Origin of the sequence: Flavobacterium amniphilum, from assembly GCF_023634845.1 — a bacterium.
In the GTDB taxonomy this organism is placed as follows: Bacteria; Bacteroidota; Bacteroidia; order Flavobacteriales; family Flavobacteriaceae; genus Flavobacterium; species Flavobacterium amniphilum.
In genome coordinates this window covers 167,993-186,170 of the sequence record NZ_JAMLJL010000006.1, presented here as the reverse complement: position 1 = coordinate 186,170, position 18,178 = coordinate 167,993, and the positions used below count along the sequence as shown (strand labels likewise).

Below are 18,178 nucleotides of genomic sequence, written 5' to 3'. Positions count from 1 at the left end.
TAATCACTTGGAAATTAAGATAAGTTTTGCTTTTTAGGAACTATCTTTGCAGTATAATTCAAGAAAATGACAACAACAACTCCCGCAACTGAAACAGATGTAGTATTGATTGGTGCCGGTATCATGAGCGCCACTTTAGGACTATTACTCAAAGAATTACAACCCGATTTAAAAATAGAAATTTACGAACGCCTGGATGTGGCTGCTGCCGAAAGCTCTGACGCATGGAATAACGCTGGTACAGGACACGCTGCTTTTTGTGAATTGAATTATACTCCGGAACAGGAAGACGGTTCAATTGATACTGGTAAAGCGGTGAAAATTTCGGAAGCATTTGAGGTTTCAAGGCAGTTTTGGTCTTATTTGGTTGAAAAAGGATTGTTGAAAAACCCTGAAAGTTTTATCAAAAGTGTACCGCACCTAAGTTTTGTTTGGGGTGAGGATAACGTGAGTTACCTTAAAAGACGTTTCGATGCATTGCAGAACTTCGAATTGTTCAAGGAGATGATATATACTGAAGATGCCGATGTTATAAAAGAATGGGCACCTTTGGTGATGGAAAACCGAAAAGAAAAAGAACAAATTGCGGCAACTTCGATGAAATATGGTACCGATGTAAATTTTGGTGCTTTGACAAGAAGTATATTTAAATACCTGGAAAGTCTTGACGGAGTTTCCATCCACTTTAATCATGACGTTTACAAAATCAAAAAGAAAAGTGATGGTAGATGGAGAATTAAAACTAAAAATTTAACAACCGGAGATAAAAAACGCATTTATACACCGTTCGTATTTATTGGTGCCGGTGGTGGTTCGTTATTGTTACTTGAAAAAGCTAATATTCCGGAAGGACACGGTTATGGAGGTTTCCCGGTAAGCGGACAATGGCTTAAATGTACAAATCCGGAAGTAATCGAAAAACATGCCGTGAAAGTTTACGGTAAAGCATCTGTTGGTGCGCCGCCTATGTCGGTTCCGCACATCGATACCCGTGTCATTAATGGTAAAAAGGAATTACTGTTCGGGCCGTATGCAGGTTTTTCAACAAAATTCCTGAAGAGCGGTTCATATTTTGACTTAATTAAGTCCATTGAATTGGATAATATTAAACCAATGCTGGGAGCGGGAATGAAAAACATTCCTTTGACTAAATATCTGATCGAACAGGTTTTCCAGTCATCTAAAGACCGTATGAAGGCATTGAAAGAGTATGTTCCTTCAGCAAAAAAAGAGGATTGGGTACTGGAAACAGCCGGACAGCGTGTTCAGGTTATTAAAAAAGATAAAGACGGAAACGGTGTGCTTGAATTTGGTACTGAAGTCGTTTCGTCTGCTGACGGTTCACTTGCTGTTTTATTGGGAGCTTCTCCCGGAGCTTCAACAGCGACTTCCATTATGATTGAGTTGATCGCAAAATGTTTCCCTGAACAATACAATTCACCTGAATGGCAGGCTAAATTGAAAGAAATGATTCCTTCTTTTGGTCAAAAACTCAATGATAATGCGGACTTGTGTCAGGATGTAAGAAAAAAGACCAATGAAGTATTAAAATTGAACGTTTAATTCGAAATTTATTTATTTTTGCATTCTGAATTTAAAATGCGTAGAATTGAAGTGGCATTATCAGTTTAAGATAAGCCGGTTGGAAATACGCTCTAATAAATGTAAAAATGATTTATCCAATTGTAGGTTATGGGGATCCTGTACTTCGAAAAGTAGGTGAAGACATAACCCAAGATTATCCTAATTTAAACGAAGTAATCGCAAACATGTATGAAACCATGTACAATGCACATGGAGTTGGTCTGGCTGCACCACAGGTAGGTCTGGCAATACGTTTGTTTATTGTGGATACTGAACCTTTCAGTGACAGTGATGATTTGTCGAAAGAAGAAGCTAAACAATTAAAAGGCTTCAAAAAAACATTCATTAATGCAAAAATTGTGAAAGAAGAAGGTGAAGAATGGGGTTTTAATGAAGGTTGTTTGAGTATTCCCGATGTTCGTGAAGATGTTTATAGAAAAGAAAAAATTACCATCGAATATTTTGATGAGAATTTCGAGAAAAAAACCGAAATTTACGACGGTTTGATTGCTCGTGTGATTCAGCACGAATATGATCATATCGAAGGTGTTTTGTTTACGGATAAAATATCGATGTTGAAAAAAACGTTGATTAAAAAGAAATTGCAAAATATAATGGAAGGTAAATCACGTCCTGATTACCGTATGCGTTTTGCAGCACCAAAAAAAGGAAGATAACTAATTGAACAATATAGAATTACAAAAATGAAAATAGAAAGAATTTTAGCTATTTCTGGAAAACCGGGATTGTATGAGTTGAAAATGCAAACGAGAACCGGTTTTGTTGCAGAATCATTATTAGACGGTAAAAAAATTACTGTTGGTATGCGCAGTAACGTTAGTTTATTGTCTGAAATTTCTATGTATACTTACACAGAAGAAAAACCTCTTGTGGAAGTGATGCAGGCAATTGTAGCAAAAGAAAATGGAGGTCCGGCGCCCGTTTTGAAAGATGATAAGGCTGCTTTAATGGCTTATTTCCTTGAAATATTACCTGACTATGATCAGGAAAGAGTTTATGCTTCTGATATCAAAAAGGTGTTAAACTGGTATAATGTATTGCAGGCTAAAGGTTATGCAGTTGCAGAAACTCCAGCAGTTGAAGCTGAAGCACCAAAAAAAGTAACTAAGAAAGCTGCTAAAACGGAAGAAGCTACTGAAGAAAAGCCTAAAAAACCCAAAGCAACAAAAGCTAGTAAAGCAAAAGAATAATCAAAGATTTAACATAATTATAAGTCCTGCCACTGGTATCCAATGGCAGGATTTGTTATTTTTACACACATCAGATCTTTAGGTCAAACCATACGAAGTAAAATCGTTTTTATGAACACACGTCAGCAACAATTGGATGCTTTTAACCGCTTACTCGATATTATGGATGATTTGCGTGAAAAATGTCCATGGGATAAGAAACAAACACTGCAATCATTACGTCATTTAACCATTGAGGAAACTTATGAATTAGGCGACGCGATTTTAAATAATGATCTGAATGAAGTAAAAAAGGAACTTGGGGATTTATTGCTGCATATTATTTTCTATGCCAAAATAGGAAGTGAATCCAAAAGTTTTGATATGGCCGATGTTGCCAATGATATATGTGATAAACTGATTCACAGACACCCGCATATTTATGGCGATGTAGTTGTGGCCGATGAAGAAGAAGTAAAACAAAATTGGGAAAAACTAAAATTAAAGGAAGGAAAAAAATCTGTTTTGGAAGGAGTTCCAAACGGGTTGCCTGCTTTGGTGAAAGCGAGCCGTATTCAGGACAAGGTAAAAGGAGTAGGGTTTGATTGGGAAGAACCCCATCAGGTATGGGGAAAAGTCCAGGAAGAATTAAGCGAATTACAACACGAAGTCCGGGATGGCAATCAGGATAAGATAGAAGCAGAATTCGGAGATGTATTGTTTTCGATGATTAACTATGCTAGATTCCTTAAAATCAACCCTGAAGACGCCTTGGAACGTACTAATAAAAAATTCATAAAGCGATTTACCTACCTGGAAAGCAAGGCTGGTGAATTGGGGAAAAACCTTTCGGATATGACACTGGCCGAAATGGATGTGTTTTGGGAAGAAGCTAAGCGGTTATAAATAAATACTATATAATGAAAAGAATACTACCAGCCTTATTTTTAATTATTTCTATTTTCTCAAATGCCCAAAGCAAAGATTTTGTATTAGGAAAAACAGAAACCTTCCATTCCAACGAACTTAATGAAGAAAGAGCACTGAATATATATCTTCCGGCCGGTTATGATTCCACTCAGGCTTATCCGGTCATTTATTTACTGGATGGTTCGGCTGACGAGGATTTTATCCATATTGCCGGGTTAGTCCAATATGGTAATTACGACTGGATCAAAATGGTTTCTAAATCAATTCTGGTTGGAATTTCAAATGTTGACAGAAAGCGTGATTTTACTTTTCCAACAACGATTGAACAGGATAAAAAAGATTTTCCAACCACAGGTTCTTCGGCTAAATTTATTGCTTTTATAGAGAAGGAATTGCAACCTTTTATTGAAAATAAATATAAAACTTCCGAATCGAAAACTATTATCGGACAATCACTTGGAGGTTTACTGGCTACCGAAATTCTGTTCAAAAAGCCATCACTTTTCACGAATTATATTATCATAAGTCCGAGTATCTGGTGGGATAATGAATCACTTTTTAAAGTCAATCCCAAATTCCTTCAGGCTGATTTTTCGCAAAAAACAAAAGTATTTGTAGGTGTTGGTGCCGAAGGAAGGGTTATGGAAAATGATGCTAAAAAATTATTCCGGTTATTGGGTAAGCAAAACAGAACTATTGAAAGTCATTTTCATTTCTTTAAGGAAAGTAATCACGCCGATATATTGCACGAAGCAGTTTACAAAGCTTTTCAGACATTAAAAATTTAAACAGATGAGTATGAAGCCGCCGTATTACGCAGTAATTTTTACATCAGTCCGTACCGAAATAAAAGAAGGATATGATGAAATGGCCCAATTAATGGTTGAATTAGCGCAACAACAGGAAGGTTTTATAAGTGTTGAATCGGCACGCAACGAAATTGGAATTACTGTATCTTATTGGAAAGATTTGGAATCAATCCGAAAATGGAAACAAAATATGGATCATTTGGTAGCCCAGAAGAAAGGCCGTGAAAGTTGGTATCAATCCTACACAACACGGATTTGTCTTGTGGAAAGGGAGTATGGTTTTGAAAAACAATAAGTTAGTTTTGGAATAATTTTTGTTAGATTTACATTGTGAGAAAAATAATTTTAGTCATAACACTTTTACCTTTTATGGGTTTTGCACAGGAAGGCAAGACCATAAAATCTATTGCCATACCACGAACTGAGTTGCCAAAACCGGAAAAAGAACCCGAAACTGCAACAACAGCTCCCCGGTATTCGCTGGATAAACCATTCGAACCGGAAAAGTTCAAGTTCCCTTCAAAAGTCTATGAAGAACCGAAAACAGAAGAAAAAGGAATGGCTGAACAGGCCAAGAGCGATTTGAATGTTGGGAAAATGTATGCTGAAAAAATGAATAAGGCCAATGCCAAAGCAAAAGAAGGCACGGGAGATTCGAAAGAATTCAGAAGACATCAGTATTTTGGTGATTTTGAAACAGAATCAGAAACAATATCACTTGAATACAGAGATTTTGGCGAGATTGATGCGGATAGGGTCAGAGTTTGGGTTGATGGTAAGATTATTGCCGAATTAGTCGAATTACAGGGATTTAATAAGAAGCTGTTAATTGGTTTGGTTGAAGGAATTAATCATATTGAAATTGAAGCAGTGAATGAAGGAGCATTATCGCCAAATACCGGAGAGTTTGGCTTTTTTGATGAACAGAACAGAATCATAACAAAAGACCAATGGGGTTTGTCAACAGGATTTAAAGCAAAATTCAATATAAACAGAGTTCCGAAAGGGACTTTTAAAAAGAGGGAAGAAGCAAAAGAAAAGCCATCAAATTGATGGCTTTTTTAGTATTACATGTTTCGTAACTGTTTTAATTTTTCTTTCCAGGTTGCTAATTCCTCTTTATGACGTTCGATGTTTTTCTTCACTTCGATAACCATCGGATTATCATTTTTGGCATTGGCAAAGAACTGGATGTTGTTTTCCAACTGGAATATTTCGTTTTGAACTTCTTCTATTTTGCGCTGGATGAAAATCTTTTCACTGTCAATTTTGCGTGTATCGGTGCCTAATTGTTCAATACGGTTGTTAAAACGCATCATTTCTGCTTCCTTTTTACTTGAGCTTAGTTTTTCAAATAATGCATCTAAAACTTTGTTGAATTTACCTTCAATATGACGTCTTGCAAAAGGAACTTTACCAAAACCTTTCCAAGTTTCGATATGAGCCTTAATCGCATCTAAATCAGCTTTGTGATTTCCGGTAAATTCAAATTCCTTGATTTTTTCCAAGTATTCTTTTTTGTTGTCGAAAGCAACAATTTCAACTTCTTCATTTTGATTTCTTACAGCGTGTAAGCGGTCAAAGTAATGATTACAGGCTTCTTTGAATTCTGCCCAGACAGAATCAGAGAATTTTTTAGGAACGTGTCCGATTTTTTTCCATTCCTCCTGAATTTGCTTCATGATTGGAGTAGTGGCTGCAAAATCTTCGCTTTCCTGCAGTTCCCTTGCGCGGGCAACCAAAGCATTTTTTTTGTCAAGATTTGCCTGTTGTTCTTTTTTAATGTCTTTGTAAAAAGAGTTTTTATGCGCGTTGAAATTTCTCACCGCAGTTTTAAAGTCATTCCACGTTTGTTCATTGACTTCAGCCGGAACTTTTCCTGTAGAGAAAAATTCTTCCCTTAACGCTTCAATTTTATTGATTTGTGCCTGCCAGCCGGTATGTACTTCTACTTTCTCTGTGGCAATAGCTTCAATTTTAGCAATGATTTCGTTTTTTTTGTCAAGATTCTGTTGTTCAATTTCACGCATCTGTCCGAACATGGATTCACGTTTGTCGTGCATCTGTTTTGTAATTTCACTAAACTGATTCCAGATTTCCTCGCGGTGATCCCTTGAAACAGGTCCGATTTCTTCTTTCCAGATCTTGTGTAACGATTGTAACTCCCTGAAAGCCTTAAATACATCATGCTCGTTTAATAAATCTTTTGCACGTGCGATGATTTTTAATTTCTGGTCTAAATTATGCTTGAAATCTAAGTCTCTTGCTTCGCGGTCTAAATGTAGGATATCGTAAAAATTCTCCACATGGAAATGATAATTATTCCATACGTGGTTGTATTTATCCTTAGGAATTGGACCGGCATTTTTCCAACGCTCCCTTAAATCATTAAAGTGTTTTAAGGCGTCTTTAATGTTCTCACTTGGGTTTACTAGGGTTTTTAACTCTTCAATAATTGCCAGTCGCTTTTGTAAATTGTCTTTTAAAGCAGACTCAAGACTCTTGAAGTGGGTATTTTTCTTATTCTTATAATTGTTGTATAACGAATCAAATTTGGTTTTCAACGGAAAATGATACTCAAACTCTTCTATTGAATTTGGGTTTTCGTGTAAAAACTCTTCTCTTTTTTCGTCAATGAAATGATTGTATTTTGACAGAAAAGCTTGTTTGATTTCTTCCACATGGTTTCTGATGGCCATTACTTTGTCATCACTTACCAAATGCTCCAGTTCCAAAACCAGTTTGTCCATATCCAAAGCTTCATAGTCCTTCATCGGAATGTCATGGCTTTCCTCTATGGTGGCATCTTCACTGACTTCAGCGTTTAAGCTTTCTATGGCTTCCACTGCTTCGTTTACAATGTCAAGCTCATTTTGAGTTTCATGTCCGTCTGCCGTTGTACTCTCGACGTGCAGGTTATCGTGTTGTTCTTCTTGCATGGTGCAGGATATTTACAGTTATTTCCTGCCGAAGTTACTAAAATCGAACTAAATTCAAAAACAAAAAGTGGTATAAAACAAATTTTGACGGTATAAAGACAGTTTCGAATCGATGACTTTTTTTGTTTTCGGCAATTTCAGAGCCAAAATAACGTTGTATTCACTATTGTAAACGCCGATAATTGTGTAATTCAATTTATTTCATAAATTTACAATCAGTTAAACCCAACTATCATGAAAAAGTTATTCGTTACTTTGGTATTGTTGTTATCCGTAACAGTTAGTGCCCAACAGGAATTAGACCAAAAAATAAGAACCGGCAGTGATTATAAAAAAGAATTGTCTGTATTGAAACTGACTTTGGATCAGGAACCTCAATATTTTCAAATTGTAAAGAAGTATATTGTTTTGAATTACGATTTACAGGAATTAAACATCCCATCAACTGAAGTTAAAAAAAGAGAAGATGTTTTAGAAGAAAAGAAATGTGACGAATTAAAAAATATTCTTTCACTGGAGCAATTAGCTTCTTATAAAAAGCTGAGCACTGAACGCATAACTGCTGACAGAGCAAAAAAAAGATATTAATCTGTCCAGATTTTCCAGGCTTTTTCGGCCTGTAAGACCAACATTTCATAGCCGTTCTTTGTAACGGCTTTTTTTTGCTTTGCCCTTTTCAGAAATTCTGTTTCTTCAGGATTGTAAATCAAATCATAAGCAATATGTCCTTCGGTAAAGAATTCATAAGGAATATCGGGACAGGCTTCAATATTTGGTGAAGTGCCTAATGGCGTACAATTGATTATAAGTGTGTGTTTACTAAAGATTTGCTGGTCTATATTTTCGTATGGAATTGTTTTTTCAGAAGCTTTTCTGGATACATACTGATACTCAATACCCAATAGTTGTAATCCGAAAGCAATTGCTTTGGCTGCACCGCCTGTACCTAAAATCAAGGCTTTTTTGTGATGGCTTTTGAGTAATGGTTTTAAAGATTCCGTAAAACCGAAATAATCAGTATTGTGGCCTTCAAGTTTTCCGTCTGTTAAAACCTTTATGGTATTTACGGCTCCGATAGCTTTCGCGTTTTCAGACAATTGATCTAAAAACGGAATAACTTCTTCCTTGTAGGGAATGGTAACATTCATCCCGATGGTATCCGGATTGTTTTTTATAACTGATTTAAATTCAGCAATGGACGGTATATCGAAATTGACATAAGTATAATCGTTTGTCAATCCTTCTTTTTCAAATTTTTGGGCAAAATAGTTACGGGAAAACGAATAGCTGATATTTCTTCCCAGTAAACCGAGTTTTTTATTTGGTCTCATCAGTATTTAAATCAACATGTACCGGAAGAATAAACATGCATCGTACGTTTTTGCCGCTTTGTTTAGCCGGTTTCCATTTTTTCATTGTTTTGATTGTCTTTATAGCATCTTTCCCTGTATCATGGCCAAGATCCCGAATGACTTTGAAATCTGATAAAGAACCATCTTTTTCAACTACAAATTTCAAAATTATCCTTCCCTTTAACGGTTCTTTGGTTTCGGTCTTGAATTTGTTTTTAAATTCCCCATGAAATATTTCTAACCCTTCGCTGTATTGGGGAGTTATTTCGACGGAAGATGGCGGGTATATGTAATTTGGATCTTTTGCTTCGGTAATTTCTCTAGGTTCTTCTGTAGTGATAATTTCGCCATGATTGACTTCTTTTTCTTGAATAATAACTAATTCAGGAGTTTTTTGGTCATTGTTTTTTTTCTGACCGAAACTTATTGAAACAGTAAGGAAGAAAACTAAAAGTAAGAGATTTTTCATTACTTGTTATATTTTTCGACTGTATCCTGAACCATTTTGCGTTCCCATACAACCGGAAATAATTCTTCGAGAATGTTTCTGTTTTTAAAACTTAAACGAAGTCCGTTATTCAGGTGAAATGATCCTTTTTCAGTATTTTGAATCAAATAATACAAACCGGCTAAACGGTATTCTACTTCATACTCGTCCGGGAAGTATTCAGAAGCCTGTAATAATGTTTGTACAGCCACTTCAAACTCACCTAAAAACTGAAGGATATCAACCCAATACAGCCAGGTATCCAACTCATAATCACCGTATTCAACAGCTTTACGATAACCAAGTTCGGCTTCTTCATAAAAGTTTAAAGTACGGTTAATCGTAGCGTAACGTTTCCAGTACATTTTGTTTTCGCTGTCAATGGCTAATGCCTTATTCACGAAGAACAATGCTTTTTGGAAATTTTTCTTTTTGAAATATAAATCGGTTATGGCAATCCAGCCTTTATCTAAAAGCGGATCTTCATGTACGGTTTGATTGTAATATTTTAAAGCTTCAATTTCATTCCCTAATTTTTCGAAACACTTACCAATGCGCAATAAAGCATATGACGTAGGGTCATCTAAATTGATGGTTTCCATGTAGTTTTCAATGGCTTCTTCGTAACGTTTTAAACGCTCAAGCGATTTGGCTTTTTCCATGTATGCCCCCATGAACTGATCATCAATCACGGTAGCATAATCAAAAGCTAAATAAGCATCCTCATAACGCTTGATTGAATAATTCAAACGGCCAAGCTGGTGCCAGGCTATTTCACTGTATGGATTTTCGTCGATGTATTTGGTCAGAAAAGCGATAGCTTCCTCGTATTGTTCTAAAAATTCAAAACAATAGATAACATTGTATAAGCTTGATTGCTCTTCAGGTTCTTCGTTAAGGCATTTGATAAAGTTTTCTTTGGCCAGTTCCAATTCATCCATGAAAAGGTATTCCATACCGATCAGATTGTGCACATCGGCATAATCGTCTGTATATTTTAAGGCGATTTTTAATAATTCAACCGCTTTTTGGTGATTGTCCCTTTTCGAATAAATATTGGCTTTCTGAATGTAGATTTCCTCGTTTGTGGGCTCTATGGCATATAATTCATTGAGAAGTTTCTCGGCGGTTTCCAATTTATCTTCAAAAACCAGCATCTCGACCTGAACCAGTCGTAAGCCTGTGGATTTCGGATGTTGTTCAAGCGCAAGTTTCAACGCTTTTCTGGCCAGTGACGGCTTTCCAATATCCATGTAATGTAGTATGATATCCTCAAATTCTTCTGAATCAAAAAATAAAATCTTGTTCGTTTTTAACATTGATTCAAAACGTGATAAGGATAAATTGCGCTCTTCTTCTTCGTGACTCAAATGCATACTCATTGCTTTTAGAATTATCCTTAATAAAATTAGGAAACCTTTAATTTGTTATTGGGACTGAAAATCAATTGTTGTGAACAATTTAATTAACAATCGGTATTTAAATTTACTTCATTCATTACTTCATTCATAGCTTCAATAATGATGCCACAACCTTCCTCGATTTCTTCGTTTGACAATGTAAGTGGTGGAGTAATGCGGATGGCACATCCTTCAAACAATAACCAGAATAAAATCAAACCTTTGTCCTGACATTTGAAAATGACTTTATTGGTGATTTCCGGACTTTCTGTCATAGCAGCCAGCATCAATCCTTCACCTCTTAATTCTTTAATGAGTGGATGTACTAACAATTTACGAAATAATTGTTCTTTCTCCAAGCATTGCCGCATTAAATCGGTTTCTACCAATTCTTGTAATGTGGCTAAGCAAGCAGCTGCAATTACCGGATGTCCTCCAAATGTGGTGATGTGGCCTAATTTTGGATCATGGCTTAACAAATCCATATGCTTTTCATTGGCGGTAAAAGCACCAACAGGCATTCCGCCGCCCATTCCTTTACCCATCACAACGACATCAGGTACAACATCGTAATTCTGGAAACCGAATAATTTTCCGGTACGCCCGAATCCGGGTTGGATTTCATCCAGAATCATCATGGCACCCACTTCGTCGCAGCGTTTGCGGACTTTCTTTAGGAATTCATTATGCGGTTGGATGAATCCGGCACCTCCCTGGATGGTCTCCAAAATGATTCCGGCCGTTTTATCCGTAATTTTAAGTAAATCTTCTTCGTTATTGAATGTGATGAAATCAACATCAGGAATCAAAGGACGGAATATTTGTTTGCGTTCTTCAAATCCCATCACACTCATCGAACCCATGGTGTTGCCATGGTAAGCATTGAAACAGGAAATCAATTGGCTTCTTCCTGTAACCCTGCGGGCTAGTTTTAAAGAACCTTCCGTGGCTTCAGTACCGGAATTAACCAAATAGGTTTTGTTCAATTGGGGAGGCATGTGTTCGGCTAATAATTTGCACAAAGCCACCGATGGATCCTGTGCATATTCGCCATAGACCATCACGTGTGCATATTTGTCCAACTGGCTAACGATTGCCTGTTTCACTCTTGGATGCTGATGTCCTAAAGTACAGGCTGAAACACCGGCTACAAAATCCAAATATTTTTTTCCTTTTGTGTCGTATATGTAAGAACCATCAGCATGTGAAACTTCCATGCCTAATGGGTAAGGAGAAGTTTGTGCCTGGTATTTATAGAAATCGTTTAACATGGTAGTTATGCTGATTCTTAATTTTAATTATTTCTTTTTCTTCGGTGCTGTTTTTTTAGCTGTTGTCTTAGGTTTGTCGTACTCTAAGGTTTCTTTGCTCGGTTCCATCGGTGCATCAGGTTCCTGTGCTTTCTTCTTGACTTCAGCCTGTGCTTTGGCGTCCAATTCTAGTTCTTCTTTAGGGAAAATATCAGCTACTGAAAGCAGTTGTTCGTCTCCACGCCATTTGAAATCCCTTAAGATACGTGCGTTTTCGGGTAATTCGTTTTCAGGGAAAATATCACCGTCGACATTCGTGAAAAAGGTAATGGTGTCAATGTTATTTCCGTTGAGGATCATATTGATTTTACTGCTCACATTTTTATTGATTCCGATGAGTTCCTGTTTGTCGTTCCGCATGTAATACAAAACTTCGGTGTTTTTGATAATGTCGACTTCATGAAGTTTGTTATCCTTGAATTTCCCGAAGAGATTTTGTCCTTTAACCTGGTTGTAGCCGGTTCCGATAGTGTCTTTGGAAACGATAAAAGCATTGTTCAATACTTTTAATGAATCTATTTTTTCTGTCTTTTCATCTGAAATCAAATGCATTAAATCACCGGTCATCTGGTTTTTTCCGTTCCAGAAAATCGGTCGGCCAATCATCTGTGTCAATCCTCTTTTTTGGTCATAGTGAATCGAATCACATTTACCGCTCATGTCTCTTTTGAAAAAACGGGCATTGTTATATCCTCTCAGTACACGCTCCTGAGGTTTTCCGGTAACCACCATTTTTTTGGCATGAAACCACACTGAATCCTTTTCAAAAAGTCCTGTTACCAAAGCTTTTTTGGTAATGTACATCGAATCTTTCTGCTTGTAAACTTCGGCATAATGACCACTCACAACCATTTTATTAACCGTATCGGTTATTTTGACATTGTTTATGGCTCGTGCATAATCTTTCTTCCGGTCATAAAACAAATCATCACCTTCTATGAGTCGGTCCCGGTATTTTATTTTGGAACCTTTGAGGAGTTTTCCTTCGTCCTTTTTGGTGTCATAAAAACCTTTGGTGGTATAAATAGTATTCGTTGCCGATGCAATGGTAGATGGTCCGTGTACATAAGCATGTCCAGAATTAGTATAATAATCCAGGTGATTAGTCCTGATGGTATGCGTTGGATTTTTAACGGTTACAGCGGTATTGAACTGAAATTTTTTCTGATTCAGATAATAGGTTCCGGATTTACTGGTCAGGGTGTTTTCAGCATCCTTGATGGTTCCTCCAGTATTGTAATAAGCGACCTGACTGTTACGGTCGAAATTGATGGTGTCTGTTGTAACCGTCATTTTCGGATCGGTCATGATCACATCTCCCGATGCAAAGGCAAACTTTTTGTTCCCATCGTATTCAGCATATTTACTGCTCATGGTTAAGGTGTCGCCTTGAACCATATTTACATTTCCGAAAGCTTTTACGTAATTCGATTTGGTGAAATGGTACGCTTTATTACAGGTCATCCGTACACCTTGATGGATAACCACTACATTTCCGGTCAATACAACTGCTCCCGGTACTTCTTTTTCTGAAATATCAAGATAATCGGAATGCTCGATGAAAATCTGTTTGCTGTCCGGCGCAGGAGTATTTGATTGTGGTGTAACCTGTGACCAGCAGTACTGTTGTCCGGCAATCAGCAGTAAAAGAAAAAATCGGAAATATATCGTGTTCAATGTATGCTTATTTTTTGCCAAAATTAACTAAAATAAGGGAAATCAGGTTTGTGTTAAGAATTATTTATCACTTATTCAATCACCATTTCCTTGAATTTGATGCGATAGGCTTCCAATATATCCAATTTGGACAGACAGCCATAAAATTTACCATTTTTGATAACGGGTAACGTTTCAATACCTGATTGATCAAATTTATCCATTATCGAATCAATCTCTTCATCATATTGTAAAAGGACAGTTGGTACCGACATATGTTCTTTTACGGTTGAATACTTGACCTGAAATGAGTTGAAAATTATGGTTCTTACTTTTTCAAATTCCAAAATACCAACCAATTCATGTCTGTCGTTTAAAACCGGATACAAATCCTGCTTGTGGGAGGCAAGTATTTCGGTTAGCTTTTTAAGTGACATTTCTTCCGTTAAGCTTTTAAGTCCGTTTTTTACAAGATTCAGGACGTCAATACTTTGAAGAATGTTTTTATCCTTATCGCTGGTAAATACTTCGCCTTTGTCAGCTAAGGCTTTTACATCCATCGAATGCACTTCAAAACGTTTTGAAATAGCAAAACTGATGGAAGAAACGATCATCAGCGGAATCATCAAATCATAACCTCCGGTAATTTCACCAATAAGGAAAATGGCAGTCAGCGGTGCATGGAATAAGCCGCTCAAAATTCCGGCCATTCCCACAATGGTGAAATTGGTAATCGGTAATTTTGAAATTCCAAGCATTTCAACGGTTTTGGCTGTGAAAAAACCTAAATAGGAACCCACAAAAAGGGAAGGGGCGAAGTTACCGCCGTTACCGCCGCTTCCTAAGGTAATTCCGGTTGCAACCGATTTAATTAAAGCAATGGCTCCAACAAATAGTAGCAAAACCCATTCATTGCTTTTCTGGCTTTCCAGTAATGTGTTTTCGAGCAATTCTTCGGGATGTGCAGTTGATAAGGTTTTGATACTTTCGTATCCTTCCCCGAAAAGTGTCGGGAACAAAAAGATCAATACCGCCAAAACTAATGATCCGAATATGGCTTTTGCATATTTCCTTTCCGAAAAATGGGCAAAATAGTGTTCTACTTTTCTGAAAGTACGGGCATGGTATACCGAAACGATTCCGGCTAAAATACCTAATAGAATATAATAAGGTGTATTTCTGAAATTGAAATTCTGTTCTTGCTGGAAGCTAAGGAGGATGTCACTGCTCAAAACGATTTTGGATACTAAAGCTCCTGTTGCTGCCGAAATCATGATGGGAATAAAAGCAGAGATGGTAATATCGGCCAAAATAACTTCAATGGCGAACAAAACACCTGCAATGGGCGCGTTGAAAGCTGCACCGATACCCGCTGAAACACCGCAGGCCAAAAGTAAAATCCTGTCTTTTTGTGAGAGTTTGTATTTCTGGGCATAATTGGAACCAAAAGCAGCACCGGTAATTACAATCGGGCTCTCCAGTCCAGCCGAACCTCCGAGGCCAACGGTTAATGAACTCGTGAGGATCTGGGCATACATCTGTTTTCGGGGTACAATACCGCCTTTTTTGGCAACCGAATGTAAAATGCGGGAGCTTCCTTTTTCAATGGTTCCGCCTAAAAAACGTTTGATGACTAAAACAGTCAGTAAAATCCCCACTATGGGCAGTATACTGTTAGAGTAGGGTAACTTCAGGTATTTGTTTGCGTAGTTGGCCCACAAAAAAACATTGTGTGCGAAACTTTTCAGGATAATAACAGCAAATGCACAGGATATGGCTACTGCAACACAGGAAAAATAGATGAAATTGCGTTCGGATAAAATTTCTTTGGCAAGGAAAAAGAAAATTTCAAAACGGCGTAAAATTTTTCTCAGTAGTAATTGGAATGATGCTGAAATTCGTGTTGGCATTGTATAATTCTAAACGGGTAATTCAAAGATAGTTCTATTTTTTTTAAAACCGAAGTTGTTTCAAGGTCTGTCTGCAATAAAACAAGGATAAGATGTTTTAATTTTATATTTTCGCACTTCAAATTAATTTATATAAACAAATGAGAAACGTATTTATTATTTCCCTTTTTGCTTTTTGTTCCCAATTTTCTTTTTCACAAACAGTATGTGGTGTGAAAGAAGTCGAAACTATGGTTCAAAAATCAGTTGCAAACAGTAAGGAACAGGATGCGAAGAATGAAGCAAAGTATCAAAAAGCCTTGGATGAATTGGGGAAAGTAAAAAAATGGACTGAAAGCCAAAAAGCTACTTACGGATTGAAATTGATGGGCAGCAAGGAAATTGCGGTTTGTGAAGACAACAAGAAAAAGTTGGCCAATGATATTATGACTTTAATGATGCAGGCAGATGATAAGAAGGAAACGGAAAATAACTGTAAAGTAATCAAGCAGGCGGAAGATGTATTCAATCAGATGCTTGAGCAAAATTCAAACGAGTGGAAAATTGCATTAGACATGATAAGTGCAGATTATAAAGCTACCACTAAAAAAGAGTTGGTAATTGAATAAAACGCTAACTGTTCCAGGATAAAAAAACACGCTTTTAAGCGTGTTTTTTATTTTATGTTATTTTGTGATGGTCTGTTTTCGGTCAGGACCAACAGAAACGATCGTAATTGGAACTTCCACTTCTTTTTCAATGAAATCGATATATTCCTTCAATTCTTTCGGTAATTGGTCGTAAGAAGACATTCCTGTCAAATCAGCCTGCCATCCTTTGAATTCAGTGTAAACCGGTTCAACATTTTCCGGTTCGATGTTGTAAGGCAAGTGATCTATGTTTTGACCTTTGTATTGGTATGAAGTACAAACTTTCAACGTGTCGAATCCTGAAAGTACATCACCTTTCATCATCATCAATTGGGTAACCCCGTTTACTCTGATGGCGTATTTTAAAGCAACTAAATCCAACCATCCGCAACGGCGCTGACGTCCTGTTACAGATCCGAATTCGTTACCCACTTTAGCCATGGTATCACCGGCATCACCAAAATCTTCTGTTGGGAACGGACCGCTACCTACACGTGTTGTGTACGCTTTGAAAATACCGTACACTTCTTTGATTTTGTTCGGAGCTATTCCTAAACCGGTACAGGCACCTGCAGCAGTAGTATTTGAGGAAGTTACAAACGGATAGGTTCCGAAATCAACATCCAGTAATGAACCTTGCGCACCTTCACAAAGAATAGATTTTCCTTCTTTTTGTGCCTGGTGTAAATATTCTTCAGAATCGATGAAGGTTAGTTTTTTCAATTGGGAAACTGCGTCGAAGAATTCTTTTTCCAGTTCGGTTAAGTTATACTGAATCGAAACATCATGGAATTTGATCATTTCTTCGTGTTTGTTCGCTAAGTTGCGGTATCTTTCTTCGAAATCAGCTAATTCGATATCACCCACACGAATTCCGTTACGGCCGGTTTTGTCCATGTATGTTGGGCCAATACCTTTTAAGGTTGAACCAATTTTGGCTTTTCCTTTGGAAGCTTCCGAAGCAGCATCCAATAAACGGTGCGTAGGAAGAATTAAGTGTGCTTTTCTTGAAATTAAAAGCTTCGAATAAATATCGATGTTGAATTTCTCAAGACCTTCGATTTCTTTGATGAAAACCACCGGATCGATTACCACTCCGTTACCGATGATGTTAATTGAGTTTTTGTGGAAAATTCCCGAAGGGATTGTTCTCAAAACGTGTTTGATTCCGTCAAATTCTAAAGTATGTCCTGCGTTTGGTCCGCCCTGAAAACGGGCAATAATGTCATACTTTGAGGTTAATACATCGACAATTTTTCCCTTGCCTTCATCGCCCCATTGTAATCCTAGTAGTAAATCTACGGTCATTGTGTTGTGTTGTTGTATTTGTAATTATTTTTTTTTTGTAGCGTAAAAATAGAGTGAATGTGTTTGGATGTCAATCCCGAAAATGTCCTCCATGGTTTGTTTGATGGTCTGGATTCTCGGATCGCAAAATTCAATTACTTCTCCTGTATCGGTTAAAATGATATGATCGTGCTGTTTGTCGAAATACGATTTTTCGTAATGCGCCTGGTTTTGGCCAAACTGGTGTTTACGGACCAATCCGCAATCCAAAAGCAATTCGATTGTATTGTATAAGGTAGCACGTGAAACGCGGTAGTTTTTGTTTTTCATCTTGATATACAGATTCTCAATATCAAAATGTTCTTCGCTGTCATAAATTTCCTGAAGGATTGCATAACGCTCAGGAGTTTTACGATGGCCTTTTTGTTCCAGGTACAATGTAAAAACGTTTTTTACAATTTCCTGATTTGAAGTATTATCCGCAGCTATTTGTGTCATATCCTGCAAAGATAATTCTTTTGTTTAAAAGAAAAAATATTGGAGGGTTTAAAGTTTTAAAAGGTTAAGAGTCAGATTGTAAATGAATTCATTTTCTTAACAAGATAGATTTTGTCTTGTAGCCAAAAAACATCAAACGGAAAAACGGCTACAGATATAACGTAGCCATTTTTTCTTGAAATTAAAATTTGGCTACA

Annotated in this window: 18 protein-coding genes; 9 read left to right on the top strand and 9 right to left on the bottom strand. The window is 37.0% G+C overall.

Features of this window, described 5'->3' with window-relative positions; translation table 11 throughout:
• Positions 1-66 precede the first annotated feature (66 nt).
• The 7 genes from NAT51_RS09015 to NAT51_RS08985 all read left to right on the top strand — a co-directional run bounded on the left by NAT51_RS09015 (position 67) and on the right by NAT51_RS08985 (position 5,566).
• On the top strand, positions 67-1,563 hold the full coding sequence (locus NAT51_RS09015; RefSeq protein WP_250598119.1) for a malate:quinone oxidoreductase: 1,497 nt from the start codon (positions 67-69) through the stop codon (positions 1,561-1,563).
• A 107-nt stretch (positions 1,564-1,670) separates the two neighbouring features.
• Complete coding sequence (gene def, locus NAT51_RS09010) at positions 1,671-2,261, top strand: peptide deformylase (RefSeq protein WP_250598117.1); 591 nt, start codon at positions 1,671-1,673, stop codon at positions 2,259-2,261.
• A 27-nt stretch (positions 2,262-2,288) separates the two neighbouring features.
• On the top strand, positions 2,289-2,795 hold the full coding sequence (locus NAT51_RS09005) for a DUF5606 family protein (protein WP_250598115.1): 507 nt from the start codon (positions 2,289-2,291) through the stop codon (positions 2,793-2,795).
• Positions 2,796-2,906: 111 nt separating this feature from the next.
• Positions 2,907-3,680, top strand: coding sequence for a nucleoside triphosphate pyrophosphohydrolase (gene mazG / locus NAT51_RS09000; protein ID WP_250598113.1), 774 nt, complete (start codon positions 2,907-2,909; stop codon positions 3,678-3,680).
• A 14-nt stretch (positions 3,681-3,694) separates the two neighbouring features.
• On the top strand, positions 3,695-4,492 hold the full coding sequence (locus tag NAT51_RS08995; protein WP_250598111.1) for an alpha/beta hydrolase: 798 nt from the start codon (positions 3,695-3,697) through the stop codon (positions 4,490-4,492).
• Between the two features lie 4 nt (positions 4,493-4,496).
• The gene (locus NAT51_RS08990) at positions 4,497-4,808 is read left to right on the top strand and encodes an antibiotic biosynthesis monooxygenase family protein (RefSeq protein ID WP_250598104.1); all 312 of its coding nucleotides are present in this window, start codon (positions 4,497-4,499) and stop codon (positions 4,806-4,808) included.
• A 35-nt stretch (positions 4,809-4,843) separates the two neighbouring features.
• The gene (locus NAT51_RS08985) at positions 4,844-5,566 is read left to right on the top strand and encodes a hypothetical protein (protein ID WP_250598102.1); all 723 of its coding nucleotides are present in this window, start codon (positions 4,844-4,846) and stop codon (positions 5,564-5,566) included.
• 14 nt (positions 5,567-5,580) lie between these two features.
• On the opposite strand, the gene NAT51_RS08980 is transcribed toward NAT51_RS08985, so the two are convergent.
• Complete coding sequence (locus NAT51_RS08980; RefSeq protein ID WP_250598101.1) at positions 5,581-7,452, bottom strand: DUF349 domain-containing protein; 1,872 nt, start codon at positions 7,450-7,452, stop codon at positions 5,581-5,583.
• A 234-nt stretch (positions 7,453-7,686) separates the two neighbouring features.
• Between NAT51_RS08980 and NAT51_RS08975 the strand changes: the two genes are divergently transcribed.
• Positions 7,687-8,040 (top strand): hypothetical protein, encoded by a 354-nt coding sequence (locus tag NAT51_RS08975; RefSeq protein WP_250598099.1) that lies wholly within the window; start codon positions 7,687-7,689, stop codon positions 8,038-8,040.
• Here the strand turns inward: NAT51_RS08975 and NAT51_RS08970 are convergent.
• The 6 genes from NAT51_RS08970 to NAT51_RS08945 all read right to left on the bottom strand — a co-directional run bounded on the left by NAT51_RS08970 (position 8,037) and on the right by NAT51_RS08945 (position 15,567).
• Positions 8,037-8,783 carry a shikimate dehydrogenase family protein gene (locus tag NAT51_RS08970; RefSeq protein ID WP_250598097.1) on the bottom strand — a complete coding sequence of 249 codons (747 nt, stop codon included), beginning with the start codon at positions 8,781-8,783 and terminating at the stop codon, positions 8,037-8,039. The genes NAT51_RS08975 and NAT51_RS08970 overlap by 4 nt on opposite strands.
• On the bottom strand, positions 8,770-9,273 hold the full coding sequence (locus NAT51_RS08965; RefSeq protein ID WP_250598095.1) for an energy transducer TonB: 504 nt from the start codon (positions 9,271-9,273) through the stop codon (positions 8,770-8,772). Before NAT51_RS08965 ends, NAT51_RS08970 begins: the two co-directional genes overlap by 14 nt.
• A complete protein-coding gene (locus tag NAT51_RS08960) occupies positions 9,273-10,667 on the bottom strand; it encodes a tetratricopeptide repeat protein (protein ID WP_250598093.1) in 1,395 nt (464 codons plus the stop codon). Before NAT51_RS08960 ends, NAT51_RS08965 begins: the two co-directional genes overlap by 1 nt.
• A gap of 89 nt (positions 10,668-10,756) precedes the next feature.
• The gene (locus NAT51_RS08955; RefSeq protein ID WP_250598091.1) at positions 10,757-11,962 is read right to left on the bottom strand and encodes an aspartate aminotransferase family protein; all 1,206 of its coding nucleotides are present in this window, start codon (positions 11,960-11,962) and stop codon (positions 10,757-10,759) included.
• Positions 11,963-11,989: 27 nt separating this feature from the next.
• The gene (locus tag NAT51_RS08950; protein ID WP_250598089.1) at positions 11,990-13,678 is read right to left on the bottom strand and encodes an OstA-like protein; all 1,689 of its coding nucleotides are present in this window, start codon (positions 13,676-13,678) and stop codon (positions 11,990-11,992) included.
• A gap of 71 nt (positions 13,679-13,749) precedes the next feature.
• Positions 13,750-15,567: a chloride channel protein gene (locus NAT51_RS08945; RefSeq protein WP_250598087.1), complete on the bottom strand. Its 1,818-nt coding sequence runs from the start codon at positions 15,565-15,567 to the stop codon at positions 13,750-13,752.
• A 140-nt stretch (positions 15,568-15,707) separates the two neighbouring features.
• Between NAT51_RS08945 and NAT51_RS08940 the strand changes: the two genes are divergently transcribed.
• Positions 15,708-16,175, top strand: coding sequence for a hypothetical protein (locus tag NAT51_RS08940; RefSeq protein ID WP_250598085.1), 468 nt, complete (start codon positions 15,708-15,710; stop codon positions 16,173-16,175).
• 57 nt (positions 16,176-16,232) lie between these two features.
• Here NAT51_RS08940 and NAT51_RS08935 read toward each other — a convergent pair whose 3' ends face one another.
• The gene (locus NAT51_RS08935) at positions 16,233-17,504 is read right to left on the bottom strand and encodes an adenylosuccinate synthase (RefSeq protein WP_250598083.1); all 1,272 of its coding nucleotides are present in this window, start codon (positions 17,502-17,504) and stop codon (positions 16,233-16,235) included.
• A gap of 24 nt (positions 17,505-17,528) precedes the next feature.
• Positions 17,529-17,981: a Fur family transcriptional regulator gene (locus tag NAT51_RS08930; protein ID WP_250598081.1), complete on the bottom strand. Its 453-nt coding sequence runs from the start codon at positions 17,979-17,981 to the stop codon at positions 17,529-17,531.
• Positions 17,982-18,178 lie beyond the last annotated feature (197 nt).